The 16,232-nt window shown below is 60.6% G+C and carries 15 protein-coding genes; 3 read left to right on the top strand and 12 right to left on the bottom strand.

Annotated elements, in window-relative coordinates; genetic code table 11:
• Positions 1-53 precede the first annotated feature (53 nt).
• Positions 54-668, top strand: coding sequence for a LysE family translocator (locus E8M77_RS09245; RefSeq protein WP_137130328.1), 615 nt, complete (start codon positions 54-56; stop codon positions 666-668).
• 30 nt (positions 669-698) lie between these two features.
• On the opposite strand, the gene E8M77_RS09240 is transcribed toward E8M77_RS09245, so the two are convergent.
• Together E8M77_RS09240 and E8M77_RS09235 are read right to left on the bottom strand one after the other, a co-directional pair.
• On the bottom strand, positions 699-1,166 hold the full coding sequence (locus E8M77_RS09240) for a MaoC family dehydratase (protein ID WP_137130327.1): 468 nt from the start codon (positions 1,164-1,166) through the stop codon (positions 699-701).
• Positions 1,163-1,636 carry a MaoC family dehydratase gene (locus tag E8M77_RS09235; protein WP_137130326.1) on the bottom strand — a complete coding sequence of 158 codons (474 nt, stop codon included), beginning with the start codon at positions 1,634-1,636 and terminating at the stop codon, positions 1,163-1,165. Before E8M77_RS09235 ends, E8M77_RS09240 begins: the two co-directional genes overlap by 4 nt.
• 179 nt (positions 1,637-1,815) lie before the next feature.
• On the opposite strand from E8M77_RS09235, the gene E8M77_RS09230 reads away from it, so the two are divergent.
• Complete coding sequence (locus tag E8M77_RS09230) at positions 1,816-2,814, top strand: SLAC1 anion channel family protein (RefSeq protein ID WP_170975801.1); 999 nt, start codon at positions 1,816-1,818, stop codon at positions 2,812-2,814.
• Between the two features lie 78 nt (positions 2,815-2,892).
• On the opposite strand, the gene ychF is transcribed toward E8M77_RS09230, so the two are convergent.
• Positions 2,893-3,996 carry a redox-regulated ATPase YchF gene (gene ychF, locus E8M77_RS09225; protein WP_137130324.1) on the bottom strand — a complete coding sequence of 368 codons (1,104 nt, stop codon included), beginning with the start codon at positions 3,994-3,996 and terminating at the stop codon, positions 2,893-2,895.
• Positions 3,997-4,193: 197 nt separating this feature from the next.
• On the opposite strand from ychF, the gene clpS reads away from it, so the two are divergent.
• Positions 4,194-4,502 carry an ATP-dependent Clp protease adapter ClpS gene (gene clpS, locus E8M77_RS09220; RefSeq protein ID WP_137130323.1) on the top strand — a complete coding sequence of 103 codons (309 nt, stop codon included), beginning with the start codon at positions 4,194-4,196 and terminating at the stop codon, positions 4,500-4,502.
• Positions 4,503-4,767: 265 nt separating this feature from the next.
• On the opposite strand, the gene pth is transcribed toward clpS, so the two are convergent.
• From pth to pgeF, 9 genes are all read right to left on the bottom strand, one after another.
• Entirely contained in the window at positions 4,768-5,511 is a 744-nt protein-coding gene (gene pth / locus E8M77_RS09210; protein WP_137130322.1) for an aminoacyl-tRNA hydrolase, read from the bottom strand.
• Positions 5,512-5,591: 80 nt separating this feature from the next.
• The gene (locus tag E8M77_RS09205; RefSeq protein ID WP_246659181.1) at positions 5,592-6,320 is read right to left on the bottom strand and encodes a transporter substrate-binding domain-containing protein; all 729 of its coding nucleotides are present in this window, start codon (positions 6,318-6,320) and stop codon (positions 5,592-5,594) included.
• Positions 6,321-6,360: 40 nt separating this feature from the next.
• Entirely contained in the window at positions 6,361-8,736 is a 2,376-nt protein-coding gene (locus E8M77_RS09200) for a bifunctional diguanylate cyclase/phosphodiesterase (RefSeq protein ID WP_137130321.1), read from the bottom strand.
• 356 nt (positions 8,737-9,092) lie between these two features.
• Positions 9,093-9,692: a 50S ribosomal protein L25/general stress protein Ctc gene (locus E8M77_RS09195; protein WP_137130320.1), complete on the bottom strand. Its 600-nt coding sequence runs from the start codon at positions 9,690-9,692 to the stop codon at positions 9,093-9,095.
• A 174-nt stretch (positions 9,693-9,866) separates the two neighbouring features.
• On the bottom strand, positions 9,867-12,122 hold the full coding sequence (locus tag E8M77_RS09190) for a methyl-accepting chemotaxis protein (protein WP_137130319.1): 2,256 nt from the start codon (positions 12,120-12,122) through the stop codon (positions 9,867-9,869).
• A 146-nt stretch (positions 12,123-12,268) separates the two neighbouring features.
• Positions 12,269-13,201, bottom strand: coding sequence for a ribose-phosphate pyrophosphokinase (locus E8M77_RS09185; RefSeq protein WP_137130318.1), 933 nt, complete (start codon positions 13,199-13,201; stop codon positions 12,269-12,271).
• A gap of 132 nt (positions 13,202-13,333) precedes the next feature.
• Complete coding sequence (locus E8M77_RS09180) at positions 13,334-14,110, bottom strand: hypothetical protein (RefSeq protein WP_246659196.1); 777 nt, start codon at positions 14,108-14,110, stop codon at positions 13,334-13,336.
• A 111-nt stretch (positions 14,111-14,221) separates the two neighbouring features.
• Complete coding sequence (locus E8M77_RS09175; RefSeq protein ID WP_137130316.1) at positions 14,222-15,373, bottom strand: Xaa-Pro peptidase family protein; 1,152 nt, start codon at positions 15,371-15,373, stop codon at positions 14,222-14,224.
• 1 nt (position 15,374) lies between these two features.
• Positions 15,375-16,166: a peptidoglycan editing factor PgeF gene (gene pgeF / locus E8M77_RS09170; protein WP_137130315.1), complete on the bottom strand. Its 792-nt coding sequence runs from the start codon at positions 16,164-16,166 to the stop codon at positions 15,375-15,377.
• Positions 16,167-16,232: the final 66 nt, after the last annotated feature.

Here is a 16,232-nt window from a genome sequence, read left to right as displayed (position 1 = left end):
GGGGCGTGCCGTGCGCTAACCTTCTCGCCAACAACAAGCCTTGGGGAGTAATGATGGATCTTCACACGCTGATCGCCTTCGGGGCGACGTTTTTTGTGTTTGCCGCCAGTCCCGGCCCGGACAATATGACCATCCTTGCCCGTACCATTCACAATGGTGCGGCCTCCGGCATAGCCTATGGTCTGGGCACCGTGACCGGCATTCTCATTTTCCTGTTTCTGGCGGCCTTTGGCCTGTCGGCGCTGGCCGGCGAAATGGGCGTGGTGATGACCGTGCTGCGCTATGCGGGCGCTGCCTATCTCATCTGGATGGGCATTCGCATGTGGACATCCCCGGTCGTGGTGCCGCAGGAAGGCCCGATGACGGAGGCCGGCGATCTGCGTCGCGGTTTTCTGGCCGGCGTGGTGCTCAATCTCGGCAATCCGAAAATGCCGCTCTTCTACATCGCGCTTTTGCCCAATGTCGTCGGGCCAAATCTGACGCTGGGGGCTGCGGCAAGCCTTGCACTCGTCATCCTCCTGGTTGAGGCAGTGGTGATAGGCGCGCATGTGGTTCTGGCCGGTCGCGCGCGTCGCATGCTGCGCAATCCGCGCGCGGTCAGACGGCTGAACCGTGGAGCGGGTGCAGCCATGGTCGGCGCCGGCGTGGTGGTGGTCGCAACCCGCTGATCCACCAGCGCTTTCGCCGGCGCTGTCCGGTCAGGTGAATTCCAGCACGCTGCTTTCAAAGCGGATGACCACCTCGCCATTCTGGTTGACGCCTTCGTTGAAGGTGGAATTCAGCCAGGTGCCGGGACGCGAGGCAAGTTCCCGGCTGTCGAGCAGCGTAACGGAATAGCTGATGCGGTCTCCGGCAAACACCGGGCGCATCCATTTGAGGTTCTTGAAGCCGGGCGAGGGGCCAAGCTTCGGCGGCTTGATGCCCTGGCCCTTCAGTCTGGCCGATTCCTCTGCCCAATGGGCCAGGAATGTCTTCATCCAGCCGGCGCAGGTATGCCAGCCCGAGGCGCAGAGGGCGCCGAAGACAAAGGTCTTGGCGGCTTCGGCATCAATGTGGAAGGGCTGCGGATCGAATTTGCTGGCATAACGGATGATGTCGTCTGCGGTGAATTCCAGCGTGCCCGTCTCGATGCGCGTGCCGATCGGCGTGAGTTCGGCCAGTCTCATGGGGTCGCCTCCTGCTGTGGCTCGCGCATGCGAAACATGATCACCTGTTCGGCAATGCAGACCGTTTCGCCTCGCTGGTTATCCAGTTCCGTGCGCATGCGCACCAGGCCAAGGCCCGGCCGGCTGCGCAGGATGCGTGCCTCCGTGACGATGCCGCGACCGTTCAACGTGTCGCCGGCCAGCACGGGTTTCTTCCAGTCCATGAAATCGACGCCCGGTGCGCCCTGGCAGCTGGAATGGCCGATATAGCTGTCGACCACCATGCGCATCTGCAGCGCGGCCGTGTGCCAGCCGGAGGCCGATAGCCCGCCCAGAATGCTGGCTTTGCCGGCTTCCTGGGAAAGGTGCATTGGTTGTGGGTCAAATTCTTTTGCGAATTCAATGATTTCTTCCGCCGAAACTGTTCGGGGACCAAGCGGAAATTCCCGCCCCGGCGTGAAGTCCTCGAAATAGAGCCAATCTGCCTGCATCCGGTGTTTCTTCCTCCTCTGCGATGTGCAGAATGCAGTTTATGCCTTGGAAATTCGGGAGGGTCTATGGGCGGTTGTCGCATTGGCGCAACGCGCTGGAGCCCTTGAGGCCTATCCCGGTGCCGCTGCTGCCCGGTCTTCAGTGCTTGCGTCCTGATATTCTATCAAAAGAGATTTTCATGAACCCTCTTCAATCTTCGATTTCTCCATCATTACCGGAACCTTCGCCGTCTGCCGCTGGCCTGCGTCACCTTCCGCTACCGCTGTTTTCCGTGCCCATGGGGCTGGGTGGACTGGCGATGACCTGGCGGGAGGCCTCCGTCATGCTCGGTGCGCCATCAGCCATCGGTGAAGGGCTGATGCTGGCAACCGGTATTTTCTGGTGCATCATCTTCATCGGGCATGTGCTGCGGGTTGTCCGTCATCCCGAGGCACTGGTGTCTGATCTCAAGCATCCGATCCGAAGCGCCTTTGCCGGCGGGCTGTCGATCGGGTTGATGATCATTGCCGGCGGCCTGGTTCCCTATGCGGCAGGTCCTGCCGCAGCGATCTGGGGGCTGGCTGTCGCTATTCACCTGATGATCGGCGCCTATATCGTGCGCAGCCTCCTTGTCAGCCCGCGCGAGGCGGCAACGCTGACGCCGCCGCTGCTTCTGCCACTGGTCGGCAATGTGCTGGCGCCGGTGATTGGCGCCAAGCTCGGCTTCATGACGCTGTCCTGGATGCTGTTCGGGCTCGGCGCTCTGCTGTGGATCATCGTGCAGCCGCTCATTCTCTACCGGATTTCCACGGGGCCTATCCTGCCGGCCAAGATGTGGCCGGGTCTGGTCATTCTGCTGGCGCCGCCAGCGGTTGGCAGTCTGGCGCTTTCGCTGCTGACTGATGGATTCGGGCCGGGGCCGCTGGCAATCTATGGCTATGGGGTATTGATTGCCGCCGTCATGCTGCTGCTGGTGCCCAAGTTTCGCACCGTGCCCTTTTCCATGTCCTGGTGGGGCTATACCTTTCCCAGCGCCGCCTTTGCCACTGCCAGCATGAAGGCTTCCCATTCGCATCCGTTCCCGCTGATGACGCCGGTGCTCTGGCTGCTGGTCGGCTTCGTCTCCCTCGTTGTCGCCTTCGTCTTCGGGGCGACGGTCAAGGCCTTCCTGTCCGGAAATCTTCTCCTGCCGGAGTGACCGGCTCGGGAAATGACAGGCATGAAAAAGGCGCCATGCTGTCCGCAGGCGCCTTTTTTGATCGTGGATGTGGATCGATCAGGTGTTGAAGCGGAAGTGGATCACGTCGCCATCCTGCACGACATATTCCTTGCCTTCGTCGCGGCCCTTGCCGGCTTCCTTGGCGCCCACTTCGCCCTTGTAGGCAATGTAGTCGTCATAGGCGATGGTGAAGGCGCGGATGAAGCCACGTTCGAAATCCGTATGGATGACGCCGGCCGCCGCCGGGGCCTTGGTGCCGCGAACGATGGTCCAGGCCCGCGTTTCCTTCGGCCCGACGGTGAAATAGGTGATGAGGTGCAGCAACTGGTAGCCGGCGCGGATCAGGCGGTCGAGACCGGCTTCCTCAAGGCCAAGGGCGGAGAGGAATTCCTTGGCTTCTTCTTCCGGCAGCTGGGCGACTTCCGATTCGATGGCTGCCGAAATGATGACGCATTCGGCACCTTGAGACTTCGCCATCTCCGCAACCGCCTTGGTATGGGCATTGCCATCCACCGCATCGGCTTCGGCCACGTTGCAGACATAGAGAACCGGATGCGAGGTCAGAAGGTTGAGACCCTTGAGGATCTCGATTTCGTCGGCGGCCAGCGTCTTCAGAAGAAGACGGGCTGGCTTGCCCTCGTTGAGCAGCGCCACCACTGCTTCCATGATCGGCAGCTGGGCAACCGAATCCTTGTCCTTGGAGGCGGCGCGTTTGCGGGTCTGCTCGACGCGGCGTTCCAGGCTTTCCAGATCGGCGAGCATCAGCTCGGTCTCGATCGTCTCGGCATCGCCGACCGGGTTGATGCGGCCTTCGACATGGGTGATGTCGTCATCCTCGAAGCAGCGCAGCACATGCACCACGGCATCGACTTCGCGGATATTGGCGAGGAACTTGTTGCCAAGCCCTTCGCCCTTCGAAGCGCCGCGCACCAGGCCGGCAATATCGACGAAGGAAATGCGCGTCGGGATGATTTCCTTGGAGCCGGCGACCGTGGCCAGCGTCTGCATGCGCGGATCCGGCACGGCCACTTCGCCGGTGTTCGGTTCAATGGTGCAGAAGGGGTAGTTTGCCGCCTGCGCCGCTGCCGTCTTGGTCAGCGCGTTGAAAAGGGTCGACTTGCCGACATTCGGCAGACCGACGATACCGCATTTGAAGCCCATAAGGGTTCCGCCCGTGCTTGATTTCGTTCTTGGCTTGGCTATGGGGGAAAGCGGCCAAAGGGTCAAGTGCAGGCTTTGTTTACGGGCCGTTTCGCCGCTTCTCTTGCTCAAGCGGCGCGCATCTCCTATCTCTAGTAACAGTATCGCAAAACCGATTGGCTGCACCGCCTCAGGTGACATCAGGAGGCCTGCCCGTCATGGCGAACGGAACCACCGTCAAGCCGAAGACCATCACCACGCCGAAGCTGGAGCGACCAAAGCTCTACAAGGTCATTCTATTCAATGATGATTACACGCCACGAGAATTCGTCACGCTGGTGCTGAAGGTCGTCTTCCGTATCGGCGAGGATGCCGGTCACCGGGTGATGATGACCGCTCATCGGCTGGGATCCTGCGTCGTAATCGTCTGCGCCAAAGATATTGCCGAGACCAAGGTGACGGAAGCCATGGATCTGGCCAAGGAGGCAGGCTTTCCGCTGATGTTCAAGGCCGAACCGGAGGAGTAGGGGGAGAGTGAGCGGGCAACAATGATCCGACTCTCACCCCCCTCTGCCTTGCCAGGCATCTCCCCCTCAAGGGGGGAGATCGGATGGAGCGCTGATGCAGATCCCTCGCTAATCTCAGATGCAAGACGGTGACGCGACGTGCCAACGGCACTTGTTTTGCTGGAATGCGTACGATGGTGCCACCTGCCAATCTCCCCCTTGAGGGGGAGATGCCTGGCAAGGCAGAGGGGGGCGCTTCGCACTGACGCGCCGCGAGGCTCAGCCCTCAATCCTCTTTTTTGCCGAACATCTTGCTCAGCATATCGGCCATCGGTCCGGTCGTCGGCAGGGCTTTTGGCTGATTGAAGTTGCGGGCGGCACGGATATGCGACTGGCCCGCGCCGGTGCCTGCCTTTTGCGGCTTGTCGCCTTTGGCAGGCTTTGCCGGGTCGTCTTCGGTCTTGCCGCCAACGGCAAGCGCCAGCCGGTTCATGAATTGCGAATCCTCGGCCTTCACCAGCATGGCGGCATTATCGGCAATGGCGCCAAGCAGCAGATCCAGCCAGTCGCGGTCCACCTTGGCGAAATCGCCCAGCACATAATTTTCGACGAGTGCCTTATTGCCCGGATGGCCGATGCCGAGCCGCAGACGGCGGTACTCCCTGCCGCAATGGGCATCGAGCGATTTGACGCCATTATGGCCGCCATGGCCGCCACCGGTCTTGATGCGCGCCTTGGCGGGCGCCAGATCCAGCTCGTCATAGATGGCGACGATGTTTGCCGGCTCGAGCTTGTAGAAGCGCATGGCCTCGCCGACGGCCTCGCCCGACAGGTTCATGAAGGTCTGCGGCTTCATCAGCAGAACCTTTTCGCCGGCAAGCTCGCCTTCGGAAATCTCCGCCTTGAACTTCTTCGACCACGGGGCAAAGCCCGGCAGACGCTGGATCGCATCCACGGCCATGAAGCCGATATTGTGGCGGTTGCCGGCATATTTGGCGCCCGGATTTCCGAGGCCGGCGATGATCAGCATGGCGAATGATCCTTCTGGCGTTGGCAAGCCTTCCATCGTGAAATGGAGTGGATGTCAAGCGCCCCAGGCGGCCATAGTTTCTAACGAACGGGGGGAACTCCGAAGCTTTGCTGGATCCTCGCCTGCTCGCCACTCGCGATCAGGGCATCAAGTGCCTTTTGCATACGAGCGATTAGCTGCGTGTCGATATCCTTGTTGCAGGCAATCCCCAGATCCTGGGCGGAAAGCGTCGTCAGGAGGCGCACCGGCACATTGTCGCGCAGCAGCTTCTGGTAGACAGGCAGGGACATCGCCATCAGTTCGATGCGCTGACCCAGAAGCTTGGCTAAAGTAATGTCAAAGCTGGCGCTGAGATCGATCTTGGTGAAGCCAGCATTGCGTAAGAGGGCTTCGCTGTAATCCTCGCGCTGTGTTCCGACCGTAAAGCCCGTGGCCTCTTCAAGCCGCGTGGCCGTGACGCTCGACCCCTGCCGGGCGACAAGCACATTGATGTCGCGCAGCAGCGGGACGACCCATTGGAAGCGCGCTTCCCGTTCCGGCGTTCGCGCTGTCGCAAACACGCAATGGTCGGGACGGGCCTCAGCCAGTGCAAGGGCTCTGGCCCAGGGCATCACCTCAATGGAATAGCCGATATCGGCTCCCACCGCTTTCATGACGGCTTCCACCTGTTTTACGCCGGCACCATCGGCCTTGCCCTCGGCATTCTGGAAGCTGAAGGGCGGATAGGGTTCTGTGGCAAAGCGGATCTCGGCGGATAGGGCAAAGGACGGCGCAAGCACCATGCCGAGAGCAAGAACAAGATGCCACATGCGCCTCTCCATCCCGAAAATCCCCGTGTGCACTATGAACTCATCCGACGCGGTTTTCCAGAACCTTTGTGTTGTGGTCTAATTTAGCAAGAATATCCATGATGCTGAGGGGACGGGAAAAGAGATAACCTTGCGCACAGTCTATGCCGATTTCCTTAAGTAGGTCGTGCTGCTTCACCGTTTCCACGCCTTCGGCGACAACGGTACAGTTCATCTTGTGCGATATGGCGCTGATACCTTCAACCAGCATGCGGTTCTTGCGCTCGACCTCCTCGACATCGGTGCCGATGGAGCGCACGAATGACTGGTCGATCTTGACGATATCGACCGGGAAGCGGCTGAGATAGCTGAGCGAGGAGAAGCCTGTGCCGAAATCGTCGAGTGCGATGCGGCAACCCAGCTTGTGGACCTGCTCGAGAATGGTGCGGATTTCCGGATTGTCGTGCATCAGCACGGCCTCGGTGATTTCCACGACAATGCGTTGCGGCAGGATGTCGTAGCGGCCGGCCATGGCGGCAATGCGTGTGGGCAGGCCAGGCTCGAATTGTAGTGGCGAAAAATTGACCGCCACATAGGTGTGATCCATGCCGGGCAGCCTGGAGACGCGAGCGAGATTGGCCAGCGCATCTTCCAGGATCAGATTGCCGATCTGGCCGATTGAACCCGTTTCTTCCGCAACATCGATAATCGCTGCCGGCGAAACCAGTCCCTTGCGGGGGTGGCGCATGCGCATCAGGGCCTCGAAGCCGAGAATGCGGCCATCGGTCACGGCAACGATCGGTTGGAAATGTGCTTCGAACCAGTTGGCCGCGATGGCAACCTCGATATCGCTTTCGATTTCGGCGCGCTGACGGGCGCTTTCGAGGATCGCTTCGTCATAGATATTGGCGCCGTTCTTGCCATCGCGCTTGCGCACATACATGGCCATGTCGGAGCGCTGGAGCAGTTCGGCGGCACTTGTCGCGTGGCGCGGATAATAGGCAAGCCCGATACTGGCGCTCAGACGCACGCTTGTTCCATCGGCCTTGAAAGGAACTTCGAACAGATCGACGATCTTCTGGCAGATCTCGTTGGCGCGCGTTTCGGCGCCATGTCCCGTGATCAGCAAGGCGAACTCGTCGCCGCCGAGGCGGGCTGCGGCGTCGCTATGGCGGATCAGCGGCCTGATGCGTTCGACGAACTGGCATAGCACGCTGTCGCCGGCGGCGTGCCCGAGCGTGTCGTTGATCGCCTTGAACCGGTCGAGGTCGATGAACAGACAGGCGACATCCGTCGCCGTCTTGTCGGCCAGGGCGATCTTGTCGTCCAGCACGCCTTCAAAGCCCTGGCGGTTGAGAAGGCCGGTCAGGTGGTCGGAAATGGCCTGGCGGCGATTGCGCAGTTCCGACTGCTTGAGTTCCGTCACATCGGTCATGACGCTGAGCGATGCCGGCAGATCGGCGCCGGCCGATTTGAGGACGGTTTCAAGGATCAGTACGTCGATCAGTCGGCCATCGGCGCATTGGAAGCGCACGGTCACGCCGCTGACGCCTGATATCGAACGGGTCTGCTGCTGGCGCTCGGTATAGGCGGCACGATCATCCTCGGCGACGAGTTCGATGAACGGGCGACCGATGACATCCTTGCGCTGATAGCCCGTTGCCCGCAGCCAATATTCGCTGACGGCCCAGATCATGTCGTCATCGTTCAGTGAAAACAGCATTGCCGGCGTGAGATTGTAGATTTCGGTGGTCTGCTGATGCGCGCGCTTCAACTCGCGTTCTTCTCGCTCCAGTTGGATCTGCATCTCGTTGAAGCTTTTTGCCAGACGGCCCATCTCGTCGGTGGAGCGCCAGTCGACATGGTGGCGCGATCCCAGGCGACGGGTAGCTTCGATGGCAGCCGTCAGTCTCAGAAGCGGGCGGATGATCATCGTCCGGTTGCCGAGGATGGCCGCGCCCACGACGGTCAGGATGGCCACGACGAAGATTGATATGAACGCCGTTTCCATATGGCTGAGCGCTGAAAACAGGCCGACGTGATCATAGCGAATGGTGATCGCGCCGACCTCGCGCATGCCTTCGGTCGAGCGGTAGAGGATCGGCTTCGTCATCACTTCCAGCGTCTCGCTGGCGTCGCGCACGCTGCTTTCGGTCAGGTCGAGTTTGCCGAGCGTATCTGTCACGTGGACGAGGCGAATACCCTTCTCGTTGAGAAGGGTGCCGGTAATCTGCTGAATGCTTTCGACATCCAGATCCCAGAGTGGCTTGGCCAGTGCCTGGGCATTGGCATTGATGAGGATTTCGACATGTTCATGCAGGCTTTCGGCCGCCTGCTGCGACGAAAGGGCGAGAAACAACGTAAACAGGGGCGCGACCACGATCAGCAGTGCGGCAGATATGATCGCAATGAAGCGACTTTCGACGGAATGAGTCATTCGACTCCGCTCGGCCCCCTTGAAAGACGATGGCTCTGATTGATACCAAGTCTCGATGATGGAAACCTATTGCATGGGACCGGATGCTTGCATCCTTCGCAACGGGTTCCGATCATCGAGATCGGCATGACGCGGGTATTCCCCTGTTTGATCTATGCTTTCATTCATTCATTAAACATTGCTGAAGCGTCGATGCGATAACTCCGCGATAACTTGCGGTTGAGGCTGTATCTACTGCGCCATCGGGCATCGACGCTTGTTGAAGTTCTCAATATGCTTAACGAAATCAAAGGATGAACGTAAAAAACCCGCCGCGGTTGCCCGGGCGGGTTTCAGGAAAGTCCGATGGATCGGGCTTACTCGGAAGCAGCGTCTTCTTCGGACACGCCAGCCGCCGGTGCAACCAGCGTCGCGATGGTGAAATCGCGGTCGGTGATTGTCGGCTTTGCGCCCTGGGGCAGCTTGACATGCGAGATATGGATGCTGTCGCCGATCTTGAAGCCTGCGAGGTCCACGGTGATGAATTCCGGGATGTCGTTGGCCGGGCAGATCATTTCGACTTCGTGGCGAACGATGTTCAGAACGCCACCGATCTTGATGCCGGACTTCTCTTCGTTGATGAAGTGAACCGGAACGTCAACGGTGACCTGGCTGTCGGCCGAAACGCGCAGGAAATCGACGTGCATGGTGAAATCACGCACCGGATCCAGCTGGTAGTCCTTCGGCAGAACGGAGATCGTCTCGCCGTTGAGCACGATGGAAGCGACGGTGGTCATGAAACCGCCGGCGTGGATGCGCTTCGTCACCTCATTGGTGGACAGAGCGATAGAAATCGGGGCCTGCTTGTCGCCATAGATGACGGCAGGAATCAAACCGTTGCGGCGAAGTTCACGGGAGGACCCCTTACCAACCCGTTCGCGCGCCTCGGCCTTGAGCTCGTAAGATGCGTGGCTCATGGCATATCCTTTCGAGGTTATTTGGAGAACCCGCCGCGAGCATGAGACCGCAGACGGATTGGAAGGACATCATCCGATGCGCTTCATCCGCGTTGCCTCCAAGGGTGTCTACGCGGACGAGGGCCCTATAAACCATGTGGCCCGTGGAGGCAAGCGATGTGGCGGGCGTCTGGATCAGGCGGCGCGGCGCCCCGATTGGTCGGATGTCAGTGTGAAGCGTTCGATCTGATCGCCCAGTTCGTCTGCTTCATGCGACAGCGAGAAGACGGCGGCGGTCGTTTCTTCCACCATGGCGGCATTCTGCTGTGTCACCTGGTCAAGATCGGTGACGGAGGAGGAGATTTCATTCAGGCGTCCCGATTGCTCATGCGAGGTGCGCGCGATGATGCCGATATTGTCGTTGATCGAGCTGATGCTGCTCTCGATCATCGTCAGGCTTTCGCCGGTCTTCAGAACCAGGGCGACACCCTTGTCGACATCAGCCGTCGAGGTGTTGATCAGGGCGGAAATATCGCGGGCGGCGGTGGAGGAGCGCTGGGCAAGTTCGCGCACTTCCTGCGCCACGACCGCAAAGCCCTTGCCGGCTTCACCAGCACGAGCGGCTTCCACGCCGGCATTCAGTGCCAGAAGATTGGTCTGGAAGGAGATCTGGTCGATCACGTCAATGATCTGGCGGATCTTGGCCGATGAATTTTCCAGATTGTTCATGGCGAGTATGGCCTCGGCGACGACGGAGGAGGAGGCCTTGGCGCTGCCGAGGGCGGAGGCCGCCACATCCACGGCCGTATCGCATTGTTTGAGCGTCTCGTTGATGGAGCCTGTCATTTCCGCAAGGGCGGCGGCGGCCTCTTCCAGCGAGACTGCCTGACGTTCCGTGCGGTGAGCCAGGTGCTCGGAGGCCGCTTTCAGATTGCCGGCGCCAGCGCGAATGGTGTCGGCGCTGCCGGCTATGATGAGGAGCGTGCTTTGCAGCTGTTCGACGGACTGATTGAAGTCGATACGCAACTGGTCCAGCGTCGGGCCAAAGGGTTCATCGATCGATAGGTTCAACTCGCCGCGTGCTAAGCGACGCAGGCCGGCTGCCAATGCGCTGACGGCTCGTTGCAGTTCCTGGGCGCTGCGGGCCTTCTCCGCCTCGTTTTGCCTGCGCTCGCTTTCGATTTCGGCGCCGCGTTCGCGGGCTTCTACCTCCATGCGTTCCTTGTCGAGCGCATTGCTGCGGAAGGAATCGAGTGCGCGCGCCATGGTGCCGATCTCGTCGGCCCGGTTGGCGGAGGAAATGTCGATGGATGTGTCGCCCTCATTCAGACGGTTCATCAGCGCGGCCAGATGCGTCAGCGGCCGGGTGAGGCCGGAGGCCACGAGCAGGCCGATGGCGCCCATGCAGACCAGCACGGCGGCGGTGGCCAGAACGGCCCAGACCGCTAGCTCCTTGACGGCTGAAAGAACCTGGCTTTCTCTCTGGCCGATGGCCAATAGATGTGGCTGTCCAAAGACCTGCAGCGGCAGATAGGTGTAGAACATTGGCTCGGACCCGGAGACGGCAAATAGCGAGCCGCTGGTGGTTGCGCCGGCCATGGCGATCAGATCCGTCGAGAGCGGAGCCGTGCGGGCAGAGCCGGCGCGGATGCCGCCATCGCCGGCAATCAGATAGGCCTCGTCAATGCTCTTGCCGATTTCATCGGGAATGACGGAAGCGGCCAGCTTTGCCGGCGCGATGCGCACCAGAATGACGCCCTTCTTCTTTCGCTCTCCCCAGCTGCTGACGACCAGCTGACGGCCGATAAAGGCAGAGGTTTCGCTGTCTTCAGTCTTGAAGGGAATGAAACCGGTCGAATGGACATCATCCATGCCACCATTATTGACCTTGTCGAAGATCGATTTCAGCGATGCATCGCCGCCCTCGTTCAGATTGGTCAGGAATTCGGCGCCTTTCGTGACTGTGTAAATGACGATGCCGTTGCTATCGATGATATAGATGTCACTGACATTGGTGTTTTTCCGCGCGCTGGTGATCGTGCCGTGAATGCCGGCATGCTGCACGCCATAGAGCAACTTCTTGCCGGCGCCGGTGTTTTCCGCCCGCTGCTCCGGCGTTTGGCCGGCGATCTGGAAGACTTCGCGGATACGCGGTGTTTCGGCGCGCAGCAGATTGACGATGACATCTGCCGCATCACCGATCGCTGTGTTCTGGGCCAGTTCGCCAAGGCTCTGGTCAATGCGGGCGGCCTGGCGGCCAATGGCCTTGGCTTGGTTTTCGGCCACCGATTCAAGACGCAGCTTGCTGGCTTCGATCAGGCCTGTTTTGCCGATCTGATAACTGATGGCGCCGACGGAAAGGCAGGAGACCAGTGTTGCCCCCAGCACCAGCGCCGCGAATTTGGCCTTGACGCTGGACAATACCGTGCGACGATTTGTTATCGATAACATTGCCAGTCTCCCCTCTGATGTCAGGAGAGTGCAGCACGGCGGCGTTTAAATGTGCTTAACGGTTGGTCAAATTCCAAGGAGATAGCCCCGGAAATATCATCCGGGGCCATCTTTGAGTTGTGTTGGTCACTCTCTCAGACTCAGTCTCAGTCGAAGAGGCTGGAGACGGATTGTTCGAGCGCGGTGCGATTGATTGCTTCGCCGAGCAGGGCAGCAGTCGAGACGACGCGGATATTGGGCGCCGACTGGACGGCAGTCGTTGCCTGGATACTGTCGGTGATCACCAGTTCGCGCAGCATGGAGGAGCTGACGCGGGCAACGGCGCCGCCTGAGAGAACACCATGCGTGATATAGGCGGTGACGCTGGTGGCACCGTTTTTTAGCAGTGCTTCTGCCGCATTGCAGAGCGTGCCGCCGGAATCGACGATATCATCGACCAGCAGACAGTCCTTGCCGCTCACATCACCGATGACATTCATGACCTCGGATTCACCGGCGCGCTCACGACGCTTGTCGACAATCGCCAACTGGGTGCCGATGCGCTTTGCCAGAGAGCGTGCCCGCACGACACCGCCGACATCCGGTGAAACGACCATGACGTTCTTCAGGTCATAGTGTTCGCGCACGTCGCGGGCCAGAATCGGCACGGCATAGAGATTGTCCGTCGGGATATCGAAGAACCCCTGGATCTGGTCTGCATGCAGGTCGAGCGTCATCACACGGTCGGCGCCGGCCTCTGTGATGAGGTTGGCAACAAGCTTTGCCGAAATCGGCGTGCGCGGTCCGGCCTTGCGGTCCTGACGGGCATAGCCGAAATAGGGCAGCACGGCCGTAATACGACGCGCCGATGACCGACGGAATGCGTCGATCATGATCAGCAGTTCCATCAGGTGGTCGTTGGCCGGAAAGGACGTGGACTGGACGACGAAGACGTCCTCACCGCGCACGTTTTCCTGGATCTCAACGAAGATTTCCTGGTCTGCGAACCTTCTGACGCTGGCTCTCCCGAGAGGGACATTAAGATAGGAACAGATCGCGTCGGCGAGATGCCGGTTCGAATTCCCTGCGAAAACCTTCATTGGGGTCCGCCTGTATTGACGCTGGATGGGGGCCTTTTACCGAGGTCACCCCCGAATGCAAGACCGTTCATAGCCTGACCCCCGTTTTTATGAGGGCAGGGGGAACTTTTGTAGCCTTGCACAGGGTGCAGGTCACCCGGATTGCGTCTGACGCCAGCGCATATATTCCAGAATAGTCTTCTGGCCGATCGTCTGCATTGTCGCCGTCGGCACGGCTGCCCAGGGGTCTCCGCCGGTGATCGGTGCCGTTTCCTGGCCCTGGATACGGTGCAGACGTCCACCGGCGCCATCCAGCACATCCCAGACATAGACCACAGTGACCTTCTCCCCGTCCTCGAAGGCAGACAGATAGCCCTTGAGGATATGCTCGCTGGTTGTATCGGCCGAGGCCTTGATGGTGAGGCCGGCGGCGCGCGCGGAGGCGCCGAGTTGGCGCGACAAGGGTGTGACGGCCTGAACGGGTGCGCCGATGATGGGTAGGAAGCGGATAGTACCGGCGGCCACGGCGGCGGGCTGCTGGCTTGCCGATGTGGGTGTGGTGTTCTGCTGGGGTGGTGGCGGAGAGGCGGCTGCGGGTTGCGGCGCAGGCTCAGAAACTGCTTGCGGCGAGGATGCTTGCTCAGCGCCTGCAAGTGGTGGCAGAGGCGCCGAGGCCACCGGTGAGTTGCTGCCATTCTCTATGGCGCGCGCCTGCGCCTCCAGCGTCGTCTGCGGTCCGGTGGCGGGTGGCGGAAATTGTGAGCTCTGGTTCCTGCCGGAACCGGCCTGCGCATCGGGCAAGGCGGCCATGCGGTTGGCGTCCGCCTGGCTGACCGGAGCGGAGGGGCGGAGCCCGCCTCCGATATCCACTTTCGGCGTCAGCGCATCGGATGTGTTGCAGGCGCACAGGAGAATGGCGAGCATTGGCATTGCAAGCACAGGCCCTGTCCGGCGCATCCGATGTCCTCTCCCCGTGCTCCGCAATAGTTCAGGAGAGTACGGCTCGACTTTCCTCAGTGTCAACTGAAGGATGCCGTCTCCTCAACGCTGAATCAGGTCGAGATCGTGGCGTGAGAGGCTGCGGGGTGAGCCTTGCGTCGTCAGATAGGTCTGGCCCAGCGTCATGGCCGTGCCACTGTCGGAATCCATGATGATCATGTGCACGAACAGCGACATGTCGGGCAGGATCTCCTGCGGATTGCCGGCATGGAACATCTGATGCTCCATCCAGGAGGGCGAGAAGCGGGCGCCTAGCGAATAGCCACAGGCGTTCAGCCGGTGGCGCGTCAGGCCGCGATCATCGATGATGCGCGCATGGGTATCGAAGACATCACCGAAACTGTGGCCGGGACGCAAGACCTCCTCGATGGCAAGGATGGTCTCGCGGCAGGCGGAATAGAGTTCACGGTGGCGCGGCGTCGGCTGGCCGACGATCACGGTGCGCATCATCGCGGCGTGATAATGGGCGCTGGCGCCGGCCCATTCGAGCGTCAGCTGGTCCTGGGCGTCCAGGGTGCGGCGTCCGGCCTTGTACCGACACAAAAGCGCGTCCGTGCCCGAGCCGATGATGAATTCATTGGCCGGATAATCGCCGCCGCCGGCAAAGACAGCGCCCTGCATGGCGGCAAGGATGGCGGCTTCGCTGCCGCCGGCTGATATCAGCGGCAGAGCGGCATCCAGAGCATCATCGGCCAATTCGGCTGCGCGCACCACATGCGCAACCTCGGCGGGGGTCTTCACCAGTCGCAAGCGGCTGACGAGATAGGAGGCGTCGCCGATCTCGCAGAAAGATGCGAGTTGGTTGTCGAGCAGGCGGGCGACGCGACCGGTCATGCCATGGGTGTCATATTCGACACCCATGCGGCAGCCGAGCAGGTCCATGTCGCTGAGCAGGTTCTTCAGGTCGACTGTCGGATCGGCATTCACCCGGTCCACCCAGATCACCACATTGTCGAGGATGGAAGTGTGCCGGGCCTGGCGCAGGTCTGCCGAGCGCGTCAGAAGCGTCATCGACCCATCGGCCTTCACCACCAGGCACTGGAAGAAGCAGTAGCCGAAGGTGTCGTAGCCGGTCAGCCAGTACATGCTCTCCTGGGCAAATAGCAGCATGGCATCGAGTTTTTCTGCCTGCATGGCAGAGGTCAGGCGCTCGAGGCGTTCGGCATAGTCGCTTCTGTCGAAATGCAGGGCCATATTATTCCTCCATGATCGCGATCGCTGAGATCTGACGTCCGTAGTCGGGTTCGCCGGCATGGGTTGTGCGGCGATAGGAAAAGAAGTGTTCGGCATCCGGATAGGTATCGATGCCGAGATTTTCAGCCCGCACGCCAGCCTTTAGCAGGCGGCGCGTGGTGAGTGCCGGCAGGTCGAACATGAAATGCGCTGGCTTCTTCGAGGGCGTGAAGAATTCGGCAAAACTCTCGTCTTCGTCGAGAAAGCGTGTGACGAATTCCGGTCCCACCTCATAGCTCGCTTGCGCAATCGAGGGGCCGAGGCAGGCGGTGATTTCGCGGCGTTCGGCTCCAAGGGCGATCATCGCCTCGATGGTGTTTTCGGCGATACCGCCCAGCGCACCTTTCCAGCCGGCATGGGCTGCACCTATGACGCCGTTTTTTGCATCGGAAAACAGGATGGGGCCGCAATCGGCTGCAAGCACGCCCAGCACGATGCCCGGCGTGCTTGTGACCAGCGCATCGGCTGCCGGTCTTTCGCCGGCATAGGCGCCATCGATTGTGACGACGTCTGCAGAATGGACCTGGTTGACGGTTGCAAGCCGTTCGAGGGGTTGGCCGAAATGGGCGCTCACCCGCCTTCGGTTCTCCAGCACCTGCGTGCGATCATCCTTCGAGCCCAGCCCGACATTCAGCCCTGCATAGATCCCATGGGAGACGCCGCCCTTGCGCGTGAAAAAGCCATGCCTGATGCGGGCCTGGCTGTTTGCGGCCAGCAAGGTGCTTTCGATCGGCGTCGGCAAGAGATCCTGCATTGGCGTTTGTTCTGTCGCTGTGAGGGTCGTGGAAGGGATATGTCCCGGAACGGGTTTCGGGGCGCC

The sequence above is a fragment of the Rhizobium sp. FY34 genome, assembly GCF_005222845.1.
GTDB lineage: Bacteria > Pseudomonadota > Alphaproteobacteria > Rhizobiales > Rhizobiaceae > Neorhizobium.
This window is presented reverse-complemented; position numbering and strand designations above follow the sequence as displayed.